This is a genomic window from Streptococcus sp. C150 (assembly GCF_000187445.1).
Lineage (GTDB): Bacteria > Bacillota > Bacilli > Lactobacillales > Streptococcaceae > Streptococcus > Streptococcus raffinosi.
Window position 1 is genome coordinate 1,058,047 of sequence record NZ_GL698449.1, and the last position, 24,021, is coordinate 1,082,067.

15 protein-coding genes and 1 pseudogene are annotated in these 24,021 nt (G+C 39.7%); 5 read left to right on the top strand and 11 right to left on the bottom strand.

Annotated elements, in window-relative coordinates; translation table 11 throughout:
* Window positions 1-2 precede the first annotated feature (2 nt).
* Both dhaL and dhaK read right to left on the bottom strand, forming a co-directional pair.
* Window positions 3-578, bottom strand: a complete 576-nt coding sequence (gene dhaL, locus HMPREF0848_RS04920) for a dihydroxyacetone kinase subunit DhaL (RefSeq protein WP_008535030.1) — start codon at window positions 576-578, stop codon at window positions 3-5.
* A 30-nt stretch (window positions 579-608) separates the two neighbouring features.
* Window positions 609-1,598, bottom strand: a complete 990-nt coding sequence (dhaK, locus tag HMPREF0848_RS04925) for a dihydroxyacetone kinase subunit DhaK (protein ID WP_008535031.1) — start codon at window positions 1,596-1,598, stop codon at window positions 609-611.
* Between the two features lie 326 nt (window positions 1,599-1,924).
* Here dhaK and HMPREF0848_RS04930 point away from each other — a divergent pair, with 326 nt between their 5' ends.
* Window positions 1,925-3,184 (top strand): threonine/serine ThrE exporter family protein, encoded by a 1,260-nt coding sequence (locus HMPREF0848_RS04930; protein WP_008535032.1) that lies wholly within the window; start codon window positions 1,925-1,927, stop codon window positions 3,182-3,184.
* A 212-nt stretch (window positions 3,185-3,396) separates the two neighbouring features.
* Here the strand turns inward: HMPREF0848_RS04930 and HMPREF0848_RS04935 are convergent, their stop codons facing one another.
* From HMPREF0848_RS04935 to HMPREF0848_RS04955, 5 genes are all read right to left on the bottom strand, one after another.
* Entirely contained in the window at window positions 3,397-3,717 is a 321-nt protein-coding gene (locus tag HMPREF0848_RS04935) for a hypothetical protein (RefSeq protein ID WP_008535033.1), read from the bottom strand.
* A gap of 147 nt (window positions 3,718-3,864) precedes the next feature.
* Complete coding sequence (locus HMPREF0848_RS04940) at window positions 3,865-4,191, bottom strand: bacteriocin immunity protein (RefSeq protein ID WP_008535034.1); 327 nt, start codon at window positions 4,189-4,191, stop codon at window positions 3,865-3,867.
* A gap of 220 nt (window positions 4,192-4,411) precedes the next feature.
* Entirely contained in the window at window positions 4,412-4,741 is a 330-nt protein-coding gene (locus tag HMPREF0848_RS04945) for a type II toxin-antitoxin system RelE/ParE family toxin (protein ID WP_008535035.1), read from the bottom strand.
* Window positions 4,738-5,043, bottom strand: a complete 306-nt coding sequence (locus tag HMPREF0848_RS04950) for a type II toxin-antitoxin system RelB/DinJ family antitoxin (protein ID WP_008535036.1) — start codon at window positions 5,041-5,043, stop codon at window positions 4,738-4,740. The genes HMPREF0848_RS04945 and HMPREF0848_RS04950 overlap by 4 nt, the downstream gene beginning before the upstream one ends.
* A 204-nt stretch (window positions 5,044-5,247) precedes the next feature.
* The gene (locus HMPREF0848_RS04955; protein WP_037608949.1) at window positions 5,248-9,993 is read right to left on the bottom strand and encodes a glycoside hydrolase family 70 protein; all 4,746 of its coding nucleotides are present in this window, start codon (window positions 9,991-9,993) and stop codon (window positions 5,248-5,250) included.
* A gap of 825 nt (window positions 9,994-10,818) precedes the next feature.
* Here HMPREF0848_RS04955 and HMPREF0848_RS04960 point away from each other — a divergent pair.
* On the top strand, window positions 10,819-11,715 hold the full coding sequence (locus HMPREF0848_RS04960) for an Abi family protein (protein ID WP_008535041.1): 897 nt from the start codon (window positions 10,819-10,821) through the stop codon (window positions 11,713-11,715).
* A 280-nt stretch (window positions 11,716-11,995) separates the two neighbouring features.
* Here HMPREF0848_RS04960 and HMPREF0848_RS04965 read toward each other — a convergent pair whose 3' ends face one another.
* Both HMPREF0848_RS04965 and HMPREF0848_RS10845 read right to left on the bottom strand, forming a co-directional pair.
* On the bottom strand, window positions 11,996-14,029 hold the full coding sequence (locus HMPREF0848_RS04965; protein WP_008535043.1) for a KxYKxGKxW signal peptide domain-containing protein: 2,034 nt from the start codon (window positions 14,027-14,029) through the stop codon (window positions 11,996-11,998).
* Window positions 14,030-14,888: 859 nt separating this feature from the next.
* Window positions 14,889-15,145: pseudogene (locus tag HMPREF0848_RS10845) on the bottom strand (hypothetical protein).
* 196 nt (window positions 15,146-15,341) lie between these two features.
* Here HMPREF0848_RS10845 and HMPREF0848_RS04970 point away from each other — a divergent pair.
* Both HMPREF0848_RS04970 and HMPREF0848_RS04975 read left to right on the top strand, forming a co-directional pair.
* On the top strand, window positions 15,342-18,326 hold the full coding sequence (locus tag HMPREF0848_RS04970) for a GbpC/Spa domain-containing protein (RefSeq protein ID WP_008535047.1): 2,985 nt from the start codon (window positions 15,342-15,344) through the stop codon (window positions 18,324-18,326).
* Window positions 18,327-18,329: 3 nt separating this feature from the next.
* Window positions 18,330-18,890 carry a hypothetical protein gene (locus HMPREF0848_RS04975; RefSeq protein ID WP_008535049.1) on the top strand — a complete coding sequence of 187 codons (561 nt, stop codon included), beginning with the start codon at window positions 18,330-18,332 and terminating at the stop codon, window positions 18,888-18,890.
* A gap of 186 nt (window positions 18,891-19,076) precedes the next feature.
* On the opposite strand, the gene pdxT is transcribed toward HMPREF0848_RS04975, so the two are convergent.
* On the bottom strand, window positions 19,077-19,670 hold the full coding sequence (gene pdxT, locus HMPREF0848_RS04980; protein WP_008535050.1) for a pyridoxal 5'-phosphate synthase glutaminase subunit PdxT: 594 nt from the start codon (window positions 19,668-19,670) through the stop codon (window positions 19,077-19,079).
* Window positions 19,671-20,543 (bottom strand): pyridoxal 5'-phosphate synthase lyase subunit PdxS, encoded by an 873-nt coding sequence (gene pdxS / locus HMPREF0848_RS04985; protein WP_008535052.1) that lies wholly within the window; start codon window positions 20,541-20,543, stop codon window positions 19,671-19,673.
* A gap of 531 nt (window positions 20,544-21,074) precedes the next feature.
* Between pdxS and HMPREF0848_RS04990 the strand changes: the two genes are divergently transcribed.
* Window positions 21,075-23,939, top strand: a complete 2,865-nt coding sequence (locus tag HMPREF0848_RS04990; RefSeq protein WP_008535054.1) for a glucosyl transferase — start codon at window positions 21,075-21,077, stop codon at window positions 23,937-23,939.
* Window positions 23,940-24,021: the final 82 nt, after the last annotated feature.

Sequence of the window (24,021 nt, forward strand, 5' to 3'; positions counted from 1 at the left end):
TCCTATTCCTCCGCTTCTAGCAAGGCTTTGAAGAGCAATCCTGAGGATTGTGATCCAGGGTCAATATGACTAATAGAGCGCTCACCTACATAGGAAGCCCGACCTTTTGTTGCCACAATATCCTTGGTTGACAAAACAGCCTGATCAATAAAATCATTCGTTAATTGATTCTTTTTGACGGCTTCTACAACAGGGCTCCAAACATCCACCATGGTCTTTTCACCAACTTGTGCATGACCTCTTTTAACAATCATATCAAGACCTGCTTCAAGGACTCCTGCCATATCCTGTCCCGCTTGTTCAGCCTTCATCATCCCCATGAAGGCAGACCCATAGAGTGGGCCTGAGGCACCGCCGACCTTGCTAATCAAGGCCATGGAGACTGCCTTAAAAACCTCTGCTGCACTTTGTGGTTCTGTGCTGTTAAGAGCTTCAAGGGCTGCTGCCATGCCACGCGCCAAGTTAGCCCCGTGGTCGCCATCGCCAATTGGACCATCTAATTCAGAGAGATAGTCTTTCTCTTCTTGTACCATTTGGTTAAAAAGAGTCATCCATTTTATTGCAACTGTTTTATCCATAATATACCCGATTTCTAGTTTTTGTCATTTTTACCATGCGATGGTCTTAACAGGACTTTCCAGAGCTGTCAGCCAAGCCTCATCTTCAATCTTCATAAGGGTTAGTGAAAGACCTGCCATATCAATAGAAGTCATGTAGTTACCCAATTTTCTATAAACCACATCTAAGCCTGCAGCTCCAAGAAGACTTGCCACGTCATTGGCAAAGATATACTGCTCCATGAGTGGCGTTGCACCCATACCATTGATGAGAAGGGCATAGCGCTCACCAGTCTTTGCCTCGAAGGCTTCTATAAGTTTACCAGTCAATTCTTCCGCTAATAGGCGAGAAGGTTGCATAGACTCCTTACGATAACCTGGCTCACCGTGGATACCAATACCATATTCGATTTCATCCTCTGCTAGGATAAAACCAGGCTTGCCAACCTCAGGAACTGTCGCACCGCTAAGGGCCAAACCAATGGTGTGGATATTAGGGACAATCTTGTCAGCCAAGTCTTTGATTTCAGCCAGAGACTTGCCTTCACGAGCCGCATGACCTAAGATTTTATGTACGAAAATAGTACCCGCAACCCCACGACGACCTTGTGTATAGAGACTATTTTCCACAGCGATATCGTCGTCCACAACGACACTGGCAACCTCGATACCTTCCATCTCAGCCAATTCTTGAGCCATCTCAAAATTCATGATGTCGCCTGAATAATTTTTAACAATCATGAAGACACCAGCCCCCTGGTCCGCTTCCTTGATAGCTTCCAAAATTTGATCAGGCGTTGGTGATGTAAAAACTGCACCTGCGATAGCTGCTGAAAGCATACCATCACCCACAAAACCAGCGTGGGCTGGCTCGTGACCACTTCCGCCACCAGAAATGAGACCAACCTGACCAGAAGCCTGCTCATTTCTTGCAATGATGTCAAAACCTGACAGACGATGCACCAAATCATGATGTACATAAGCCAAGCCATCTAACATCTCAGTGACAACATTTTCAGGATTATTGATAATTTTTTTCATGGAATTGCCTCCTTTTCAAAGGTATCATTTTTTTACACTTACATACGCTTCCTTCTGTAATTGCTCATCTCCCTATAAATAAAGGACTATAACGCTTTTTGAGAAAGGTAGCGCAAAAATATGTAAACGCATACATTTTATGATTTAATTGTAGCATTTGCCTCAATCATTAGCAAGGCAAAAGGCAAGCCTCCATTTTCCTGTCCCCCATCATTAAGTAGAAGAAAAATCTCATAAAAAGACGCATTTTAGTCGCCAAAGCTATTGAAAAACCACCATTCAAGCCTTATAATGGAATGACGAATTAACAGATAAGGAGGGGTCACATGACTATCGATTTTCCAAATGAAACAGAGACTCAAAACGAAATGGATGCGGTCCTTCAGGCAGGCCGTCTCCTCATGGAGAGCGGTGCTGAGATTTACCGTATCGAGGACACCATGGGACACATGGCCAAGTCTCTTGGTATTAGAGACTTCTCCACTTACGTGGTCAATCGAGGAGTCATGATTTCCGGACTCAACCGCTCAGGTCTTAAGGAGTCTCGTGTCCTAGCTACCTCAGCCCCTTCTATCCATCTAGGTAAACTAGAGGAGGTTAACCGCCTGTCTCGTGAACTGGCAGAGCAGCCAAATCAGCCTGTTTCTAGTATCTTCCAAAAACTGAGAACCATTGAACACAAGACCTTCTATCGTCCTTTAGAGGATATTATAGCCTGTGTCATTGGTGCAGGTAGCTTCTCGCTAGCCCTTGGAAGTAGCTGGATTGATGGGACTGCTGCGGCTATCTCTGGACTTTTTGTGGGGATTGGCATGCAGCTTTTTTCCCGTTTTATTCATACCAGCTTCTTGCAGATTATCCTCTCTAGTGCCATTGCTGCCTTATCAGCTAATATCCTCTATACTCTGGGCATTGGACAACATCGTAGTGTCATTATCCTAGGGACCTTGATGATTTTGATTCCTGGGGCCTACTTTGTTAATGCCATCCGAGAATTCACCCAGAACAACTACTATAGTGGCCTGGCCCTGATGCTATCGGGAGTCTCCACTTGTCTATCAATCTCTGTCGGTGTCCTTGCCATGATTTCCATTCTCCCCTTTGCGGAGCAACTATCAGGCGTCTTTTCAACACCGTCTACCTCTTGGCTAGAAGTCCTGATTCAAACTGTCATGGCAGGACTAGGGACAGCAGCCTTCTCCGTACTTTACCGAGTACCCAAGAAATACTTCTTAGATCTTGGAACACTAGGCGCCGGCTCATGGCTCCTCTACCTCTTGATTTGGAATAATACCCATCACGAAGTTTTAGCCATCCTCTTTCCTGCCTTACTGGTCACTTTCACCTCACGCTTTTTGGCACACTACCGTAGATGTCCAGCTACCGTCTTCCTAGCCTCAAGCATGTTCCCACTCATTCCCGGAATGAGCTTCTACCGTGCCATCTACTTCCTCTTGATTGGAAATGCAGACCTAGGCCTCAGCTTCCTACGAGCTTGTTTCCTAGCCTCATTTACCATCGCCATCGCAGTCAGTTTAACACAACAAATCCCTAGCCATTATTTTGTACTAGGAAAGAAAAAATAAATTGTTGAAAGCCATTGGTTTTGTATGCCAGTGGCTTTTTTGATACCTCAATTAAGTAATCAGCACCAAAAAAGGTAGCCCCTAAAAGAAGCTACCTGACAAAATCTCTTTCATAAATCTACTTCAAATCAAAATAGTCTTTGACATCTTTAGGATAACCATACTGTTGGTTCAAAGTCTCTAACAAGACTTTGTTATGACCTGGATAATTGTCATTCCTCACCATCACCCTCGTACAAACATGCCACTAAACGTTCAAAGGGCTCTATATACTCCCAGTACTCAAAAGGGAGATTTGAGATCTTACTTAGATCATTATCATCAAAATGATACACAAGATGGCGTAGTATTTGGTTTTCAATATAATGGATATTTCTCAACTGCTCGAGACTGATTGTATCCAGTTCTATGATGTAGTGACACAAATCTTCAAGTGCCTTTACATCAAATTTTTTCTCCTCGTGTAGGAAGTAGAGAAAGCTCTGATTCTCGGCCCTTTTGTTATCTTCTATCAGATCGCTTTTATACGTCATTCTTACATCCTTTACTTAAATAGCGAAAATTGGCTAACAAGATACTCAAGATTAGAACTACAAAAGATCAACAGAATCCAACTTATTTGGTTCAATTCAGTTGATCTTTTTTGTCATTTTAATTATTAAGCATCACAAACAGATAAATCATCTAAAAAACATGGCGATTGATGACAATCCTATTGCTAGATTATTGTTACGTTCTGATTCATTTTGGAATTCTGTGAGTGTTTTACTCAATTCACTCAATCCTGAACTCAGTGAAATCCCTTTAGAAAGATTGCTGACTGCTAGAACTTGAATAGCTCTACATAATTCTGCTAGAAGTTCATCATTATCCTTCTTCCTAACTTCTATTTCATTTTTAAACGTTACGAGCAACTTTCTCTCTTTTTCAGTTGTTTCTGGATTAATAATAAGATTATAGATATTGTTTAAGATATCCGTAATTTGCGTGTTATTGCTTTTTGTCATCTAGATTACCTCCTATAACCTGTAGCAAGATAAGCTCGAGCAAGTGAGTTAAATTGGTTAATTTTTGTATTGTCATGAGCAACGACCTCTTTTAATAGTTCGCTGTGACATCATTATACACATCTAGCATATCAAATTCAAGAACAAAAATATCTTTCTGTCATATATGGTCCAATCTATGACACAGACGGACAAAAAAAGTAATCAGACGATTACTTCTCTACATATCTTTTCCTAATTGACCTATCAATGTGTTTAAGCTATTCGAATGATGCAAAATCCTGATAACAGTTACAACATCATTGTCCAATCGGTAAAAGATAGAATAGTTTTTTATAACTAGACGTCTAACTTTTAGCCCTAAATCTATGAACTCTGGAACGATAGCACACCTTTCGGGAAAGACTTCCAATGATTGAATTGCCTTGGCTAGTCTGTTAAATAGTTTCATTGCCGCTTGAGGAGATTGAAGTTTCTGGTTGATATAATCATAGATGGCTGTTAAATCATTCTCTGCACACTTGGTGATATTAACTCTAATTGATGTCATTTGTGCTTTTCTCGGAATTCCTTAAAGAAGTCATTGGCAGGTCGAACATCCCCAATATCAGCTTCATGATAAGCCTCAACCATCATAGCTCCGAATTCATCAGCACTCATACTATCAACGCTTACTGACGATGGTGCATCTGGCAAAGAAATAGTGAATGGGATACTTTTAGTTAGAGCGACTTGTTTCAATAACAAAGTAACCAGTGTTGACATTGGCATGCCTAATTGATTTAATACCTGTTCAGCTGACTTTTTATCCATTTCATCAACTCTAACATTAATCGTTGCTGTTTTACCCATAATGATTTCCTCCTGATTTGTAAGGCTATTGTATATTAAATGACATTACGTGTAAAGTAGAAAGTTGACTAATCATTTGTAAATACTGAAACCTCCTTGAATTCTACCTATCAAAAAAAGACAGTTTTCACGATCTTTCTTCTTGAGAATTTTCCCTCATTCTCGGCTGTTTGTTCTCTGGTCAGTCACAGGGGCCACTACTGCTTATCTTCCTGGGATATATTCGCCAGTGTTAGCATCATAGTAACGGCGTTGGCCGTTGACTGTGACGTAGGCCCCTTTAACTTGGCGACCTGATTGGTCAAAGTAAAGGTGTTGGCCATTGATAACTTGTTCGCCCGTTACGGCATATCCGTCTGCTCCGAAATAAGCCCAGACGTTAGGCTCGATTTGAGCGAAGCGGTTGGTTACAGGTTGACCGTCGTTTTCGTCATAGTACTTGTAACGACTACCGACCTTAACAGCTTTGCCCTTGTATTGGATACCATTTTGGTCAAAGTAGTATTCCTTGCCATTGATCGTCCACTTGCCTTTGAGGGCTTGGCCTTCCGTGTTGAAGTAAGCCCATTGGTTTGGTGCAATCTCAGCAAAGCTACTTGTTACAAGAGCCCCACTATCAGCATCATAGTAATAAGTGTGACCATCTTCGACGATAGTTTGCCCCTTGACTTGGATACCATTTTTATCAAAGTATTTGAGGTAGCCACCGTCTGCACGAACTTGGCCGATAGCAAGTGAACCGTCATGTTTAAAGTAAATCCACTGGTCATCGCCTACTTGGAGGTAGCGTCCGCTAGCGAGAATACCTGAGCCCGGCTCATAGTAATACTTGATGCCATTTTCTTCAACAATAGCGCCCTTAACCTGACTACCATCTTCCTTGAAGTAATAGAGGTTACCGTCAATGTACTGACGACCTGTGACACGGTTACCTTCTTTATCAAAGTAGTTCCATGCCTTTGTTGCTGGGTTGTAGACAAAGATGCTACGTCCGATCTCACCTGCTGGGGTGATATAGCGAGCCTTACCATTTTCAAAGATAATAGAATCTGCACGATTGCTGTAGGCCGTACCGACACTACCATCTTGGTTAAAGTAATAAGTCTTACCGTCAATGACACGTGAACCAGTCACAGTGTTACCATCAGCGTCAAAGTAATAACGTTTGCCTGTCCTGCTATCTGTCGCAAAGACATTGCGTCCCATGTCACCTGTTTGGGCAACATAGTAATGCAACTTGCCATCATCGGTACGGACAATGCGATCCTTGGCCTGAATACCAGTTTCACGGTCAAAATAGAAATGGTGACCACTCCAATGAAGGTTACCCACTACCATTGTTCCTTGAGTCGTAAAGGCACGAACTTGCTGATGTTTGTCATCAAAATCAACAAAGGCATTCTTAATCATGGCACCATCTAAACCGTAATAGTAAGTATAGCCGTTGCTAGCACGACGAAGAGCGTTACGCAATTGAACACCATTATCAAAGAAATAGTAATCCTTGCTATTGATGTTTTGGGCACCCTTGGTCATCTTACCGTCAGCACCGAAGTAATACCAGTTACCGTTACCGTCTTGAACAAATTCATTCTTGATAACTTGATTATCACGAAGGAAGTAAACATCTTGTCCACGACGTTGGAAGACTTGAGTGCTTGTGATGGCACCTGTGTCACGAAGTGGTGTTGGCAAGAGTTGGCCGTTGGCTGAAGTATTAAAGTACTGGTTGGTCTTGTCATCACGAAGGACATAATTGATGCCTCGTCCAAGGATGTTGGTTCCGTTGAAGTACTTAGCAGACCATTTTGTAATCTTTTCATTCGTAGGCAACTGCTTACCATTTGAGATTTGCACACGGTTGAAAATAGATGGGTACTTAGCTTTCAGCTCATCAAGGAAGGCACCACCGTATCTACCTTGATAGTCTGTACCATCTGTACGGGTATTTGCCACATAGGCTTGGTCCACAATTTGATAACCTTGTTGGTGATAACCGTAGCCGTTAACACGTGTGGCATTCACCACTTCCTTACCTGGAAGGTTATAGATTTGGTCTGGCACCCAGTCAGCAATGGCTTGAATACCATCTTTGTGGAGGGCACGAAGGACGTTAAGGAGGTCCTCAAGTGAGCCATATTTATTATTTTGACTCAAGGCCATGTCATAACGGTCATCAAAGGCATAACCATTGTCAATCGTTGAATCGAGGAAGGTACCATCCTTACTTGAAACGTACTGTGGTGGAAGTCCAACAGATGTAACACCCCAAGCTTTGAGCAAGTCAGTGTTCTTAGCCAAGACACGGTTCATGTAGAGTTCTGGCTGATCGTCCGCAAAAGCTTGGAAGTTTGAGAAGGCTTCATACATAACTTGCGAATCAAGGGCTGCTGAAGACTTGTAAACTTGACCATCACTATTGGCACGGTTACTTGGCTGTGTACGTGCGTCTTGGTTAGCCTTAGCCCCGACTGGTACCCAGACACCGAGGTAACCTGATACTTGCACATTTTCCACACCAAAAACATCGTTGGCATTGAAGGTCAAATTCCCATTCCAGTCGGTACGTTTAAGAAGGTTTGAAGGTACATCAGAATCGTTGAGGTAGGTTGCTAGACCATCCTTAGTCGTCAAAAGCAATGGACGGTAAAGCTGATTACGGTGGGCTCTACCCATATTCATCGTTACAGTTTCATTGCTACCCAAGCGGAAATCGTAGTTATTGGTCAAAATGACACCCATCCCTTGCGTACGGGTTTCAGTAGTTCCCCAATCAGTGCTGTTATTGGCACCCTTACCATAACGAACAGAAGTCAAAAGTCCATCATTTCCGACTTTCTTCACTTCCATGTCTTGACCACCGGCCACATACTTGATACGGGCACGCAAAAGGGTATCGATGGCATCAAAGTAAGGCGTCTTCTTGGCCATGTAGTGACCGTCTTCACGGTAGAGGTCTCCATAATAAACACGTGTCACAGAGTCCTTGTTGGTCAACATGAGGGCATAGACAGATGGCAAGTTGTATGACGCATAAGTCTTGTGAGCTGTATTGATATCCGCATTGTAAATCTCGAAAGCTTTCTTGATTTCATCACGGGTGAAATTGTAACCAAACAGATTTGGGTTGATACGATCACGGATGATACGTTGGATAATGGTTTGCGCTTCAGTATCGTGGGCACGGGTGAAAATATAGTTAGCCATACGTTCACCGTTCTTATCGTTAGCACCACGTGGATTCAAACTACTATTCATAAAAGCAGTCATGTCCCCAAGCTGCATACGTGTATTTTTATCACGCATCAAAAGGTTGGTAAGAGCATTACGAAGGGCATTATCAATCGGCAGTTGTGCCCCCTTAGTATCCTTGTTGTAGTATGGGTCGTTGGCAGACCACGCTTCCAAGTATGACAAGTGTTTGATCGCATTAGCTTCGGACTTGTCAACACCATAGACTGCTTTGAAGTAATCTGAAGCGATTTGGAGAAGGTCGGCATCCACATTGTCCAAAGCATCGACACGCAAACCGTCAAAGTTGGCTGTTGGGTCATTGGCCATGATGCTTCCAATATTCATCATAAAGTGGAGCCAGTTAAGTTGCTCCGCCTGAACAGCTGGGTTTGAGTTGTCAATATCGTTGGCAAGCAAGAACTCAAGACCACCGATAGAATTATCCTTGAAATACTTACGTGTCCCACTCTGGTTTGTCGGTGTGCGGTTAAGCAAACGATAATCAGAGTTGGCGTAGCTAGTACGGTTACCAGTATCACCCTTACTGTTGTTAAAGAGCAACTGTCCGCCTTGTAAGTGGTCATATGAACTATTTTCAGTGCTACTATTCCAACCTGGCTGAGTCTTGATGAACTGGTCGATACTTGTACGCAACCAGTTGGTATTGCCTTCACGCGCAATACGTTCTTCAATCTTAGTCTGAACCGCTTTAGCAGCTAGATTTAGACTTTCCTGGCTAGAGTTGGTTGAAAATGATCCCGCACCAAGACCTTGATTTTGCATGTAGTTAAGGTAGTTAACCTGAGTCGATTTGTCAGGCCACCAAACCATCAAGAGAGGACGTTTGTCCGCTTCAGTTGAAGCTGTCCAAGTCTTACCATCCTTGAGAATACTCTTTGGACGGTACCAAGCATCCGCAGTGATGAAGGTGTCGAGTTGGTCCAAAGATTTGTTATCGTTTTTGTAGAGCTGATTTCCAGATGAAAAATCCACAGCTGCCTTGATAGGTTCTGTTGAAAATTCATCCTGTGACTTGGTCGCAAGAGCCCCTGTTTCAGCATCAAAGTAATATGACTTACCATCTTGCTCAAAAACGAAGTTCTTACGCACACTACCGTCACTATTGACATAGTATTGTTTGCCGTTGATCCATTGGATGCCAGTTGACGTGTTGGTGTTGGCTTCACGAGTTTCTGCCAAGGCACGACGACTAGGTGTACGAGCTTCTGTATTTGCCGTATCAGTAGCTACTGCACGATCCGTTGCAGTTACTGAAGCGTTAGTGTTTGTATTTGTATCTGTAGGTGTAGCACTCGTATCAGCCGCAGCTGCTTGCACATTTGTACTTGGTGCTGCTTGACCTGAGTTAGTATCAACTGTCGCTGCAGTTGTAGTAGGTGCCGCTGCTCTATCTGTGGCAGCTGTTGTCGTGTTAGTGGCATCTGCGACAGGAATGTTGACGCTAGCAGTATTGGCATCTGCTGAGATAGTTGGTGCTACTGTAGTTGCTGTATCATTAGTTGTGGCAGACGCTTCTCGAAGCAAATCCTGACTGCTATCACCCGACTGATTCGCAGCATTTTGCTCATCGGCCTGAACCTGTTGGTCTTCCAACAAAGTGCCACCAGCAACGGTAACCATTGAGAGTGCTGTTACCCCAATCGTTACCCAATTTTTCTTCACTTTATGCAGTTTAAAGCGTACTTCTTGTTCCATAATGTATAACCTTTTTCCCTTATAATATTTCTATCATAAGCTATTTGACAAGGGAATACAATTACACAACTATAATGTCAGCTTAATGTAGGCACCTTTCTTTTCTCAGAAAGGTGGTCTAAATGAGGTAACTCCTAAACTAGAGATGACATAACTAACGATAATCATTAGGCTAGGGACTTTTTAACAACTCCTCCCAAGCCTACAAAATTAATGTAAATTTAAATAAAAAAACCTTCATTTCTAAGATGAAATAAAGGATTTGGCTAGAGATACTGACATATAACTGTGAAAAACTGCGTGATTAACTCATTCGAAGGTCATGGCGCTTTTCATGTTTGGTAGCCCGCGAAACTCTTCGTTGGTATTTTTACACAAGTTGTTTTATCTGTGACATTAAGTTCCATAACACCCTTACTCTTTGATCAAAAGTAACTGAGTCTTTTTGATAATTATACCCCGTTTTCAGCCGATTATAACTAGGATAGTTCAGTATTCCTTGGTCGGTTTCAGAACTTTCAACGGAAGCCAAAGTCATCTTATTTTAACGAGTAGTTTTAAATTTTCCTTTTAATTAGAGACAAGGGGAGCACATCTCAACTTATTATCTTTTTCGAAGAAATTTTTATTTTTGAACACTTTATATTTTATATTGTGTGAAATATAAAAGGTCTTTTATCAAAAAATAAGAAAGTTTTCTTTTCGTAAAATTCTTTGCTATAATCTAACCATGATAACGATTACACACCTCATCTTACAACCTGCTAAGAACGTACCTACCTCAAATATATAGGGGTGTAAGTATTGAGAAAAATAGGAGAAATAATGAAACCCAAATTATCTTTTAAAGATCTTATTCAAAAACTTGAGGATAAAAATATATCTCCTGGTAGCTATACTGAAGATCTAATTGAAAACTATCTCAAAACTAGAAGTTACTATTATAAAATTTCTAGTTATAGAAAAAATTTCCCTAAACTTCCTCAAGGGGGATATGATAAGTTAACATTTGATCATCTCGTTGCCACTGCTAAATTAGATGTACGTTTGAGAGAATATCTACTCATGCTTTGTTTAGACATTGAACATGCAACAAGAACCAACCTTATGAGAATCCTAACTGATGATGATAACGAGGATGGTTATACAATTGTTAAAGAGTTTCAAGATAAATTTCCTAAAAAGTTCAATGAGGTACTGTCACATTTTAGAAGCAGTAAATATCGATTAGACATGTTTCGTAAAAGAACACAAATTTCATCTTGGGTCCTTATGGAAATTATTGATTTTGGAACGTTAGTCCAATTTTTAGAGTTCTATATTGAATCTAGAACCCCTAAATACGAGAAACTTTATGCTAAGGAACACAGATTCATTAAGAACATCCGTAACTCTTGTGCTCATAATGATGTATTTTTAATCAATCTATTTTTAAAAGAGGATATGATTCCAAGACCTTATCCATCTACCAAATCATTTTCAAATACAATGGGTATCAATAACGGATTAGTTAAGTATCCCAAAATTATTGATTTAGTTAATTTGTTTTATATACACTCAAAAATTTGCTCCGACGAACTTAATAACAGACGGTATAAAGAAGGAATTGAAGTATTAAACAAATATGATGAGAATAGTGAGATGATAAACCATTCAACATCTTTAAAAAAATTCTTTGAATCAATTTTCAAAAAATCAGTTGACTTTTTGAATAAAACATAATACTATTGATATGAGGAAACAAGGTAAAACCTTGGCTCGCATTTTATATCGGGTTATCGAAAAAAGTCAGCGATGTTTGCTGGCTTTTTTCTATTTCCCCTGATATATAAAATGTTAAATCGCTAAAATGAGCTACTGCTATCACCTCATCAGTCAAGGAAAATCAAAAGCCAGCAACTGCTGGCTTTGAATTATTTAATAACCTAGAGATTTGATAGGAAAAATTAATAATTGAAACTGGAAAGGGAAAAAGTTCTCTAGATTCTTAAATCATATTAATTTAACGACCACGTCGCAATTCGCCAGTTCTGGCGTCACAAAAGAGACGTTTACCACCAACATAAACATGGCGACCTTTCACTTGACGACCTGAAGCGTCAAAATAAAGGTGTTTACCATTGACAACCTGTTGTCCTGTCACCGCTTGACCAGCTGCGTTAAAGTAATACCAGCAGCCACGTGTCACTTCGACAAGACGGTTGGCAACCTGCTCACCTGTGTGGGCATCAAAGTAACATTTCTTACCATTGATAGTAAGCACTTTACCTTTAACTTGCGCACCATTGTTACCAAAGTAGTAAACCTTATCGTTAATGGTTTGAAGGCCTGTTACCTTGTAACCTTGTTGGTTGAGGTAAGCCCATTGGTTAGCCGCCATTTGGATGAACTGGTTGATGGCTGCTTCACCAGTGACAGCATCATAATAACGCCCTTCAGCCCAGCCACCTTTTAACTGACTGTGATCTTTGTTGAAGTAATACTGTTTGCCATCAATCACTTTTGCTCCTTGAACGAGATTTCCTGAAGCATCAGCGTAATACCAGTTGTTATTTTCAAAGATAAAGCGTGACACAGCCATTTCACCCGTTTGAGCAGAAATGTAGTAACTTGTGCTGCCTTGATTCACCAATTGACCTTTGATTTGACGGCCTTCTGCATCAAAACAGTATTCCTTACCATTAATGATACGCTTTCCTGTCACAGCATATCCATGTTCGTCTAAGTAGTACCAAGCTTGGTTTTCTTTGTTTTGAACAAAGGTGTTAACCGCCATGTAACCAGTATCTGGAATGAAGTAGCGGATATGACCGTCAGCAAAACGAATAAATTTGTCTTTAGCTTGGATACCTGTTTGCGTGTCAAAGTAGAAGGTCACACCAGACATTTCAACGAGGCCAGTTGCCATATGCCCATAGCAATCAAAGTAGCGGACATCTTTGCGGTAACCTGCAAAATCGTAGAAACCATTAATGGCTTTGACACCATTTTTATCATAGTAATAAGTGTAGCCGTCGCCACCTTTAAGAAGATAGTCACGAGCTTGAAGACCGTTATCTAGGAAGTAATAAGTCTTACCATCGATAACGTGTTCACCTTTCACTTTTTGGCCGTTTTGGTCAAAATAATACCATTGATTTTCACCTACACGGACAAATGATGACTTGTGAGTGTTTGAATCTACACTTGGTTTTGTCTCACCTGAGATGATTTGATAACCTGAATTATTTTGTTTGTTTCCTTGGGTAATGATAGTGACATTCGGAGTTGAACCATTTGAATTTGTCACTGACACATTAGGAATCAATTTATTTGAATTTGAAATAATGGTTACATTTGGAGTCGTTCCAGAAGCTGTAATCGTGATTGTTGTGTTACGACGACCATTTAAATTAATAGCATTCAAATCAGGCCAATTCGTCGTAAATGCCGCAAATCCACTAGCATCAGATGATGAAGACCATGATGATGAAGACGAGTAAGAATACCATGCAGAACTTGATGAGCTTGAAGAACTTGACGAACTAACACTCACTGATGCAGAACTGCTACCTGATTGATAACCTGAACCAGGTGTAGTTGTATTAGAGGTCTGTGTTTCAGTGACTTGTGCACCTTGTGAAGCCTGTGAAGTACCTGATGACACACTTCCTTGACCAGTACTTATAACCTCTCCACCACTAGTTACTCCAGCACCAATAACAGACGCTGATGAGCCTTCTGTTGAATAAGATGATGACGCCTCGTATCTTGCAGTCATTTGACTTCCAGAGTTTGATGGCACCGCTGACACGTAAGTAGCATCTTCTGTTAAGGTTGGCGTATAGCTTTGATTAACCAGTGATGCACTTGATTCAATACCAGCATCTGATTGTTCATAACCGCCCTTATTAGGAACTGGCACTTCATCTGCCTTTGCAGATTGATCTGTCAAAAAGGCACCACCTGCTAAAGCAACCATTGACAGAGTACTAACTCCGATAGTCACCCAATTTTTCTTAACCTTGTGTAGTTTAAATCCAACTTTCTTTTCCATAACATACACCTTTCTATGCTTTTTCCATTTAACACCTAATATGATAAGCCATATCAATAGCGAATACAATTACAGTCGCATAACCCTAATCTCATAAGACTAACCTTCTAGTCATATTTCTCACGGAAAAGCAAGGTAAAGCTATGTAACCCATACCTTTTTATCTTAGAAAGCTCTTTTTTTAAAATCTCTTATTTTTTGTTAAATGACAAAGAAAACCTCGCTTTCATCTATTTTCAATCCTCATACATTAGAGCGAATGAGCATCCTTTGTAACCAAAGTAAGCCCTATATGTCGAATATTTTACGTAAACCTTATTATTTGCTTACACTATATTGATAATTTTAGAAAATAAAAAAGCAAGCCAAACAACTTGCGTAAACGCTTTAAATCTTGTCTATCATGACTTTATACTTACTAAAGGAGAGAACTCTACTCACTCTATTCAAACTGTGATTTCTGCTATTTTCTTAGCACCAATTATAGAAGAAATATTATGTAGAGAAATTGCTTACAATCCAAGTTATTTATTGTTACGAAAGATGGAATCGCTGTAGCAAGTTGCTTGACTAACGACCAAATCATCTTCCCCTTGTCTTTGCCAGATGATTTTCAGTCAATATCTTGATGATGCTTCCAAAGGTTCAGCAGGCCTTCTTTTTTATGGTGGATACGCTTCTTAATAGTTTCCCTATTATCGAACCATCCTTTTATCAACTGAAAAAAGGTCATCATCGGTTGACGTACTAGCTTATATCCCTAGTAACAAAGATAAGCTAAAAAGCTAACCAATAATAAAGCATTAAGTCGGTTCACCTTTGCCAGTTGGACCAAAGTATAAAAATAGCTTCTAACCAACTAAACATACTGCTTACCTCGAATTTCTTCTAAAAATCGCTTGAGCTTCTCACCGTAACAAGTAGAAAATAGAAAATCTTAAATTTCTGCCGTGGAGAAGCAAGTTGATAGCGCTCCAGATAGGAACTAATACCATCTTCAATTCCCAGATGAACGGTACATAAGTGGCAACTTCTTCCTTACTTCAGATAATTTTCTATCTGGAGCGAATCAGCCATTAAATTATCAGATTGAAAATCCATTTGTTGTTTTACCATAAGCAAATGATTCTTTCTAGTTTTTAATACACTCCTAGAATAAGGGATAATGAAAATTCCTGCGTTAAGGGGATAAAGAGTCAAAAGAGGCATTTACTTACGAAACTATCTATAAAGTTATATAACTTTATGGTTAAGGATTCTTTAAGCTTTCTAAAATTAATGGTATAATACAAGGAATTTAGAAAGGAGAGTTATGAAACGTAAGCATTACCAATCCTTAGGGATTGGCTTATTCAGTAGTTTGTTATTACTTACACCGCAAGTGTTGGCTGAAGAAATAACGACACCACCGACAACACCTGCCACAGATGCTGTGGCGACAACAGATGAAGCAACAACGGCTGAAACATCACACAATTATACTGATAGTAGCCAATTGAATCAAGCCATCTCTGAAGCAGTTACTGAAGGTATCACTGCTCTTGAAACCAAAGAGGAAACCTTCGATACAACTCAAGAAGCTCAGGCTGATTATACTGAGCAGATAGAAATGGTCAACGAGGTCACCAAAGAGTACCGAGAAGCAAAGTCCGCTTATCAAAAGGCCGAACAAGATTATCAAAACTATCAAAAGCAAGAACAAGACTATCAGGATGAGTTCGTTAAATATCAGGATTATCAAAAGAAGGTCCACCAATATAACATTGATCAAAAAACATATAATCTGGCTAAAGCCCGTTATGATGAAGATTACAATACTGCTTTAGGAAACACCAACAAAACGGGGTACCTTCCTGAAGTTTTAGCTCAGAACCTCATTTTTCGTTCCGAGCCAAATGCCACTCAGACCTTTACGGGTAATATTATTCCTGATGAGATTTTAGAGACGGTCGTTAAGGATAGTCACGGTTGGATGGATCCTGGGACGGTTACTGCCTATGCACCAGGTCAAACCGTTATCACAACAGGAAGATGGAATACTGCCTTGATGGATATTGGCGATACCGTCGTGGTAGATTATTCTAACCTTGAGCACTCAAGTTTTTCGGGTTATCAATTAAAAAGAGTTCGTTTTACTTATCGTCTCATTGATACGACCCACTATTCTGGTAAGGTGATTTTTCAAGCTATTGATGACCCTACTGTCACTTCTTATACGCATATCTACAACAAAGATGGCGTTACTCAAAGTTCCTTTGAGATGGAGATGACAGTCCAGTTCTATGATGCCGCTGGTAAAGAAATTTTGCCTACTAAAGACAATTACGCTTTAACTAGTTTTGCCAGCATCAATTCCCTGAATGGTGAGGGAGAATTTGTTGGGAACTACAACGGAAGATTTATCCCCATTAATGGTTCAACTATTACTGTTCAAGATAATTATGCATTAAATTATAGTTCTGTTCCTCAAGCATCCTTAGCTAGCGATTGGGATAGTGAAACTAGTCCAGATGCTTACATCGGAGCTATTGTCGGAAAATCAACTGAGAGGATCCGTTTTCATTTTGGAAATTCCAATGGCTTTGCGGATTGGTTTGCGTTTAACTCAGATGTTAAGGTTAAAGGCGGCATTTTAAATCCTCCAACACCACCAACAGCACCTGCTTTTATGGCAAAACCAATCGCTCCTAAAAAAGTTGAGAAGCCTCAAGCAATTCTTACCCCTATTATCTTATACCACAACAATAAAGTGGTTCCTAAACCAGCTCCAACTCCTCAGAAAGATAATACACCTAAAAAGCCTACTCAGAAGTCTTCTCCGAAGGTTACTATAACCCCAACTTATCAGCGACAAAACAATGTTGTATCAAGACTTTATACCTATGCCAAGCCAAACTTTGGGTCAGGGCAAGTCATCACAAGAACAGTATCGCCGACCTATACGGGAACTCTTCCACATCCAACAATTACAACACAACCTTCAGTGAAAGAGAGCTCCTCTATAGAAACACAAATACCAAAGAAAAACTCAGTTTCTAAGGAGAAAGATTGGTTTGGTATTAATACAGGAATTATTAACACTCTCGAAGATGGTCCTCAACAGACCGACTTGATTGCTTTTATTAAAAAAATTGGGGAGGAGGCCAAGAAGAAAAATGGCAATAATACAAATGCTATAAATAGAGATATTGCCTTAACGCTAGCTTCTCCTTCATATCGTGAAGACTTTCTACAAAACCTTTATAACACGTATAAAGGAACGACACTCGATATTCCAGATAATGTAAAAACAACAATACGGAAAAACCATTCTGACGGTAAAATCGATTTTGCACATGTTATGACAACGCTAGCTTCTTTAGAACAACAAAAATTTTCTGATGAAGCCATGAAATATGTGTCCTCTCGTTCACTTCTATATCCTTCTTTTCTAGGTTCAAATCCATTATTTGAGATTTACAATAATGACAATAAGAGGAATAACATTCTTCAACAGAATTCATTGGTCGGAGATTTGTTAACCTCAATGCCTGAAACAGATATTTTTACTGATATGGATGCCATTATTTTAGCTAGACATCCTGACTACAAAGATTTACCCCTCGATGAGCGTATCTTAAAGTATTATGGACAGAAAGATTTAGATAGTAAACGCAAAGAGCTTTTTTTAGAAGTTTATGGGAAAAATCAAGGGAAAGATAAGGGAGAAGCGCAACTAGCCTCCTTTATGGAGATTGTCTCAGCTTTTCTAACAGTAGGTGGGGTAGGCGCCTTATTTTACTCTGTCTTTAAAGGGAAAAATAAGGATATTGGAAAGAACATTCATAAACTTGATACGGTTCTTTATGATGGGAACATTGACAAATTTCTAAAACATCCACTAAAGACAACTGCTTCCGCAGTGGCTAAAACTGTTAACAAAAAAGTCATTAAACCTGTAGTTAACAAAGTTCAAAAAATAAATAATAAATTTATCAAACCTGTGATACAGTCTGTCAAGAAGACATCCACAAAAGTTTGGAATGCTACTAAAACTCTTGTCACTAAAACAGTACCTAAAACTATTAATAAAAAAATCATTAAACCTGTAGTTAACACAGCTAAGAAAGTAAACAATAAATTTATCAATGTGGTACAGTCTATCAAGAAAACGACCACAAAAGCTTGGAATGCCACTAAAACCTTTGTCACTAAAACAGGACCTAAATCAGTCAAGAAGGCTGTCAAAAAAATTGTGAAAACAATAAAAAAAGCATTTACTCCAAAGAAAAAATCAATAAAGAAACGTAGGAGATAGTCTATGCATCACAAATCTATCATCAAGCTATTCATTGCCAGTTTGGGAATAATCATCATCCTTTTTTTAGGAGGGATGATTTACATCAATAATAACTTATCAACCTATTTTATTTATTATGCAAAGCATTTACCACACGCCAAAAATACTAATCCTGAAATGGTGATGATTTTGGATAATCTAGATTCAATAGATGACCCAAACATTAAAGGATTAAGGTATGATACAGATGGTAATAATTCAATTATAAATGGAGAAGGGACCATTCTAACTCAGGCTCCTGATAGCAATTCTATTCAGTATGCACTTATTCCTAAAGGAACTCCTCAAGAAAATTATCGAACTTATTATTTTAGTGATAATGGTAAATTTTATACTTACTATTATCAAAGACCTGACAAGGGAAAGGATATTTACGATGATAGTGAAGAAAGACAGAGGGAAGCCCAACACTATATTGATGAAATAATTACTCCCATAGTGAATAAATTAGAGGATAAGCCTCGTGTTGATTTACAATGGTTTTTCAATAAAAAATATCAAGAACGTTTTTCGAGGGACTAAGTCGACCAACTGCAAACTTCCTTTTTACCTATTTTTCATAAATTCTTCTCTACTTTAAGGAAACTTTAGGGTTTCGTTTATATACTATAACCATCCTAAAACTTTTCTTTTTCATAATCTCCTAAATCCAGGGCATAGGTCCTGGATTTTTTTGCGTGGAAGAGTAATCATATGAAGAGTTTAGCATTATAGTTTGTCTTGTTTGCCCTGAGCCACCATCTCTAGAAAATAGGCATGGACCCTTGTGTCACCTGTTAATTCTGGATGAAATGAGGTGACAAGCATATTTTTTTCCTTGGCTGCCACGATGGCTCCCTTGACCTGAGATAAAACTTGAACTTCTGGTCCAACGGTTTCAATGATTGGTCCACGAATAAAGACCATGGGAATCTCACCAATTCCCTTAAAGTCAGCATTGGTGACAAAACTGCCCAGCTGACGACCATAGGCATTGCGTGCGACACTGATGTCCATACTTGCCAAATGTTTTGTTTGGTCGCCTACTATGGTTTTGGCCAACAAAATCAGACCTGCACAGGTCCCAAAAACAGGTAAGTCTTTCTCGATTTTCGCCTTAATCGGCTCAAACAAGTCTAAATCATGCAAAAGTTTCCCCATCACTGTCGACTCGCCACCCGGTAGGATGAGCCCGTCTAAGTCAGAGTGAGTTTCCCAATCTTGCCGATTTCTGATTTGCACCGTTTGGACACTAAGGGAATTTAAAACCTGCTCATGTTCCGCAAAAGCACCTTGAAGAGCCAGTATTCCGATTTTTGTCATCTATTTTCCTCGTTCTGCCATCAAAATTTCAATTTCATCCTTATTGATACCAACCATGGCTTCACCCAAGTCTTCTGACACTTGCGCCAAAATATCAGGACGATCAAAGTTAGTCACCGCCTTGACAATAGCTTCCGCACGTTTTTTAGGATCGCCAGACTTGAAAATACCTGAACCAACAAAGACACCTTCAGCACCCAACTGCATCATAAGCGCAGCATCGGCAGGCGTCGCTACACCACCAGCCGCAAAATTGACAACTGGCAACTTGCCATGCTCATGGACATAACGGACTAAGTCAATCGGCACCTGTAAGTCTTTGGCAGTAATGTATAGCTCGTCTTCTCTGAGATTTTGAATGCGACGAATCTCTTGATTCATGAGTCGTAAGTGGTGAACTGCTTGGACAATATCACCAGTACCCGGTTCACCTTTGGTACGAATCATTGATGCCCCCTCAGAAATACGACGAAGGGCTTCACCGAGGTCCTTGGCTCCGCAGACGAAAGGCACATCAAACTTGGTTTTATCCACATGAATAAGATCATCGGCAGGTGTTAATACTTCACTCTCATCGATATAATCAATCTCAATCGCTTGCAAAATCTGTGCTTCCACAAAATGACCGATACGCACCTTGGCCATAACTGGAATACTGACAGCTTCCTGAATTTCCTTAATCATCTTAGGGTCGCTCATACGTGATACCCCGCCAACCGCACGAATATCAGCTGGAATACGTTCCAAGGCCATAACCGCAGCTGCTCCAGCTGCTTCTGCAATACGTGCCTGCTCAGGATTTTGAACGTCCATGATGACGCCTCCCTTAAGCATCTGTGCCAAATTTTTATTTAAGTCGTAACGATTTGTCATAGCAATCACCTCATATGTTTTTATGACCCTTATTTTACACAGGATAACTTTTGAAGAAAAGTAGCACTTTCACAAACTGTATGGGGACAATTTAAGCATCTATTGTCAGAATGGACAGAATAATCACTAAATTAGAAGGCTTGCTTCTATAGGTTTTACTGCTTTTTTAGTAAATGAATACAGGTTATGACATCTTAGTTTATAGACCATAATCTTTACTAAATTTTTTAGTTAGCTAACAGCAACTTTCTTTGTAAATCACAAAAATACTCATCTTCTACTTTAAGAAAACTTTAGGCTTTGCTTTATATACTATAACTATCCTAAAACTTTTCTTTTTCATAATCTCCTAAATCCAGGGCATAAGTCCTGGATTTTTTTGCGTTTAAGAACCGTTGGAGGAAAAAACTGTGAAAAATTTTTTCCAGTAAAAAGTTAGGGAAGCTCTTTCTTATTTTTTCTAAGTGTCTTAATTTTATTGAAACACGATTAAATTACGTTATAATAGGACTTAGGAAAAGGAGGAAAATTATGAAAGTACATTCTAATTTTGCTGGACAACCATCCAAAAAACGTCTACTTGCATTTTCATGTGCAACTGCCCTTGCAAGTTTTGCCATCATAGCAAGACCTGCCTTTGCTGAGGAAGCTAAAGCTGATAGCTCACCAAACCTTGACACGACTGCTGCTACAACTGCCAATGTGGAAACGACAGCAGACCTTGTCGAAGCAAAAGTTGTCGAAGCACCAGCTGCTACTGAAAATACCGCCAACACTGAAAGCACTACAATTGTCTCAGAGCAAGCCACAACTTCTACAGCAAGCTCTGAAACTACCAGTGAAATAGCTTCAACAACTACTAGCCAAGCTCCTGCAGAATCAGCCAAAGCTCAAACACGTGAAGCTGTAATTACAGACCGAGCTGCCAGTGAGACAGCTACATCTACAGAAACTTCGAACAGTGAAACAAATGTCACTGGTGGTTATTACTACAGCGATAAGCATGGATACTGGCATTACAAAGATGCTAGCGGTAAAGATCTAACTGGACCACAAACCATCGATGGCGTTAAGGTCTACTTCAATCAAGGCGGCGTTCAGGTTAAAGGGGACTTTGACTGGGACGGTCACTATTATGACAAAGACTCTGGTGCTCTTGTTACTAATAAATTCGTTGAAAATTATGGTAGAACCTATTACGTTGATGAAAATGGTAACAAGGCAATTGGTTCCAAAGAAATTGATGGAGCGTGGCATTATTTTGATCAGTATGGTGAACAAGTTGAGGATAGGTTTGCTCCTAATGGCCGTTATTATGACAAATATGGTAAACAAGTAGATTTTGGTACTAACCGCTATTTCGAATTAAACGGGGAATGGTACTATGCTGGAAATGATGGTGCTATTTTAAAGGGACCACAAACCATCGATGGCGTTAAGGTTTACTTCAATCAAGGCGGTGTTCAAGTTAAAGGTTATTTTGTCAGAGATGAGGGAGATAATAAATCTCGATACTACGATAAGGATTCTGGCGCTCTTGCCACCAATCAATATGTTATCGCTTACAATCCTTACAAACATCGAAATGAACGTTATTATGTTAACGACCAAGGAATTCGGTTAACCGGTCCTCAAACAATTGACGGTAAACAAGTCTACTTCGATAAATACGAGGGAAGCCAGATTTTCGACAATTTTGGTGATGATGGTTACTTTTACGATCAAGACGGTAATCGTGTCAACCTTGGTACAAATCGTTATGTTCAGGTCAAAGGAAATTGGTACTATGTCGGTGAAGATGGAAAAATCTTGACAGGTGAACAAACTATTGATGGCGCTCACGTTTATTTTGAATATGGTGGTAAACAGGTTAAAGGAGATTTTGACTATAAAAATCAATTCCACGATAAAGACTCTGGAAATTTAGTTACTAATCGTTTCGTAACAGTTAAAGACAAAACCTACTTTATCGGAGCCGATAGCAAGGCCATCAAAGGAGCAACTGTCATCGACAACGTTGAATATTTCTTTGACAAAGAAACTGGTGCTCAAGTTAAAGGGAATTTTGCATGGAATGGTAAATATTACGATGGAATAACTGGTGCACTTGTTACCAATAACTATGTCCAAGTCGGCAAAGACTGGTATTATGTTGGAAATGACGGTGAACGACTTAAAGGATCTCAAACTATTAACAATGTTCCTGTATACTTTGACCCTTATGATGGTAAACAAGCCAAAGGTGTCTTTGGCGATGATGGCTACTTCTACGACAAAGATTCTGGTGCTAAAATAGACCTTGGTACCAATCGCTACGTTTACATCAACGACAACTGGTACTACCTTAATGGAGAAGGAAAAATCCTTAAAGGCAATCAAACCATTGACGGGGTACAGGTTCACTTTGATCCATATTACGGCAATCAGATTAAAGGAGAATTTACTGATAGTAATGGGGATGTGGTTAAAGCAAACTCCTACACTAGCCCAGTTAAATTCTACGATAAAGATTCCGGCGCTCTTGTAAAAAATCAATACTTCAATAATAATGGTAAATGGTACTATGCAGATGCACAAGGGAACATCCTAACAGGCTCACAAACCATTGATGGAGTACACGTTTACTTTGACTCTTATGGAGTTCAAGCTAAAGATACTGTTCTTGATGGTTACTACTACGATAAAGATAGTGGCGCAAGGAAAGAACTCCCTCGTGATCAGTTTATTAAGATTGGTGACGATTTATACTACCTTAGCAGTAATGGACGAACTGGGGAAATAACTATTGATGGTAAGGATTACTATATTGAGCAAAACGGAAGGGTCCTTCGTGGTTCCTTTAACATATATCAAAATCCACCTTACTATGATGATGAAACTGGCGAAGCTGTGAAAAAAACTGGTTTTGTTAAATCTCGCGGTAGTTGGTTCTACCTAGAAAATGGTAAAAAAGTCGCAGGTTTCAAAAAAATTGATGGTAAGCTTTACTATTTCTCTGCCAATCCAATGAACAAATACGAAACAAACGAACAAGTTCGTGGACAATTAGCTAGACCTAAATTTTACATTTCATTCCCTGACAACCCAGAAGACAATCCAACCTACTACTTTGACGCTGAAACTGGAGCTGCTGTAACTAATCAATTCGTCTATGCAGACGGACACTGGTACTACTTCGGTAACGATGGTAAGGCCCTCCTCTTCGATCAAGTCATCAATGGTCAACACCTCTACTTTGATTATGAAGGTAAACAAGTTAAGGGCGATTTCGTTACAGACTACAAGGGTACTCGTTATTATGACGAAAACTCTGGTGAACTAGTCACCAACCAAACACGTACCATCAAAGGTGTGACTTATCACTTTGATGAAAATGGACGAGCGAATCAAGTATAAAACAACTCCAAAAATCGACTAAAATGATTCTTATTCGTCGTACAGATAAAAAACAACCAAAAAGCCCAAATCAAAATATTGA

Coding starts and splice junctions, on each gene's coding strand:
- dhaL (WP_008535030.1), bottom strand. CDS start 578: ATGGATAAAACAGTTGCAATAAAATGGATGACTCTTTTTAACCAAATG.
- dhaK (WP_008535031.1), bottom strand. CDS start 1,598: ATGAAAAAAATTATCAATAATCCTGAAAATGTTGTCACTGAGATGTTA.
- HMPREF0848_RS04930 (WP_008535032.1), top strand. CDS start 1,925: ATGACTATCGATTTTCCAAATGAAACAGAGACTCAAAACGAAATGGAT.
- HMPREF0848_RS04935 (WP_008535033.1), bottom strand. CDS start 3,717: ATGACGTATAAAAGCGATCTGATAGAAGATAACAAAAGGGCCGAGAAT.
- HMPREF0848_RS04940 (WP_008535034.1), bottom strand. CDS start 4,191: ATGACAAAAAGCAATAACACGCAAATTACGGATATCTTAAACAATATC.
- HMPREF0848_RS04945 (WP_008535035.1), bottom strand. CDS start 4,741: ATGACATCAATTAGAGTTAATATCACCAAGTGTGCAGAGAATGATTTA.
- HMPREF0848_RS04950 (WP_008535036.1), bottom strand. CDS start 5,043: ATGGGTAAAACAGCAACGATTAATGTTAGAGTTGATGAAATGGATAAA.
- HMPREF0848_RS04955 (WP_037608949.1), bottom strand. CDS start 9,993: ATGGAACAAGAAGTACGCTTTAAACTGCATAAAGTGAAGAAAAATTGG.
- HMPREF0848_RS04960 (WP_008535041.1), top strand. CDS start 10,819: ATGAAACCCAAATTATCTTTTAAAGATCTTATTCAAAAACTTGAGGAT.
- HMPREF0848_RS04965 (WP_008535043.1), bottom strand. CDS start 14,029: ATGGAAAAGAAAGTTGGATTTAAACTACACAAGGTTAAGAAAAATTGG.
- HMPREF0848_RS04970 (WP_008535047.1), top strand. CDS start 15,342: ATGAAACGTAAGCATTACCAATCCTTAGGGATTGGCTTATTCAGTAGT.
- HMPREF0848_RS04975 (WP_008535049.1), top strand. CDS start 18,330: ATGCATCACAAATCTATCATCAAGCTATTCATTGCCAGTTTGGGAATA.
- pdxT (WP_008535050.1), bottom strand. CDS start 19,670: ATGACAAAAATCGGAATACTGGCTCTTCAAGGTGCTTTTGCGGAACAT.
- pdxS (WP_008535052.1), bottom strand. CDS start 20,543: ATGACAAATCGTTACGACTTAAATAAAAATTTGGCACAGATGCTTAAG.
- HMPREF0848_RS04990 (WP_008535054.1), top strand. CDS start 21,075: ATGAAAGTACATTCTAATTTTGCTGGACAACCATCCAAAAAACGTCTA.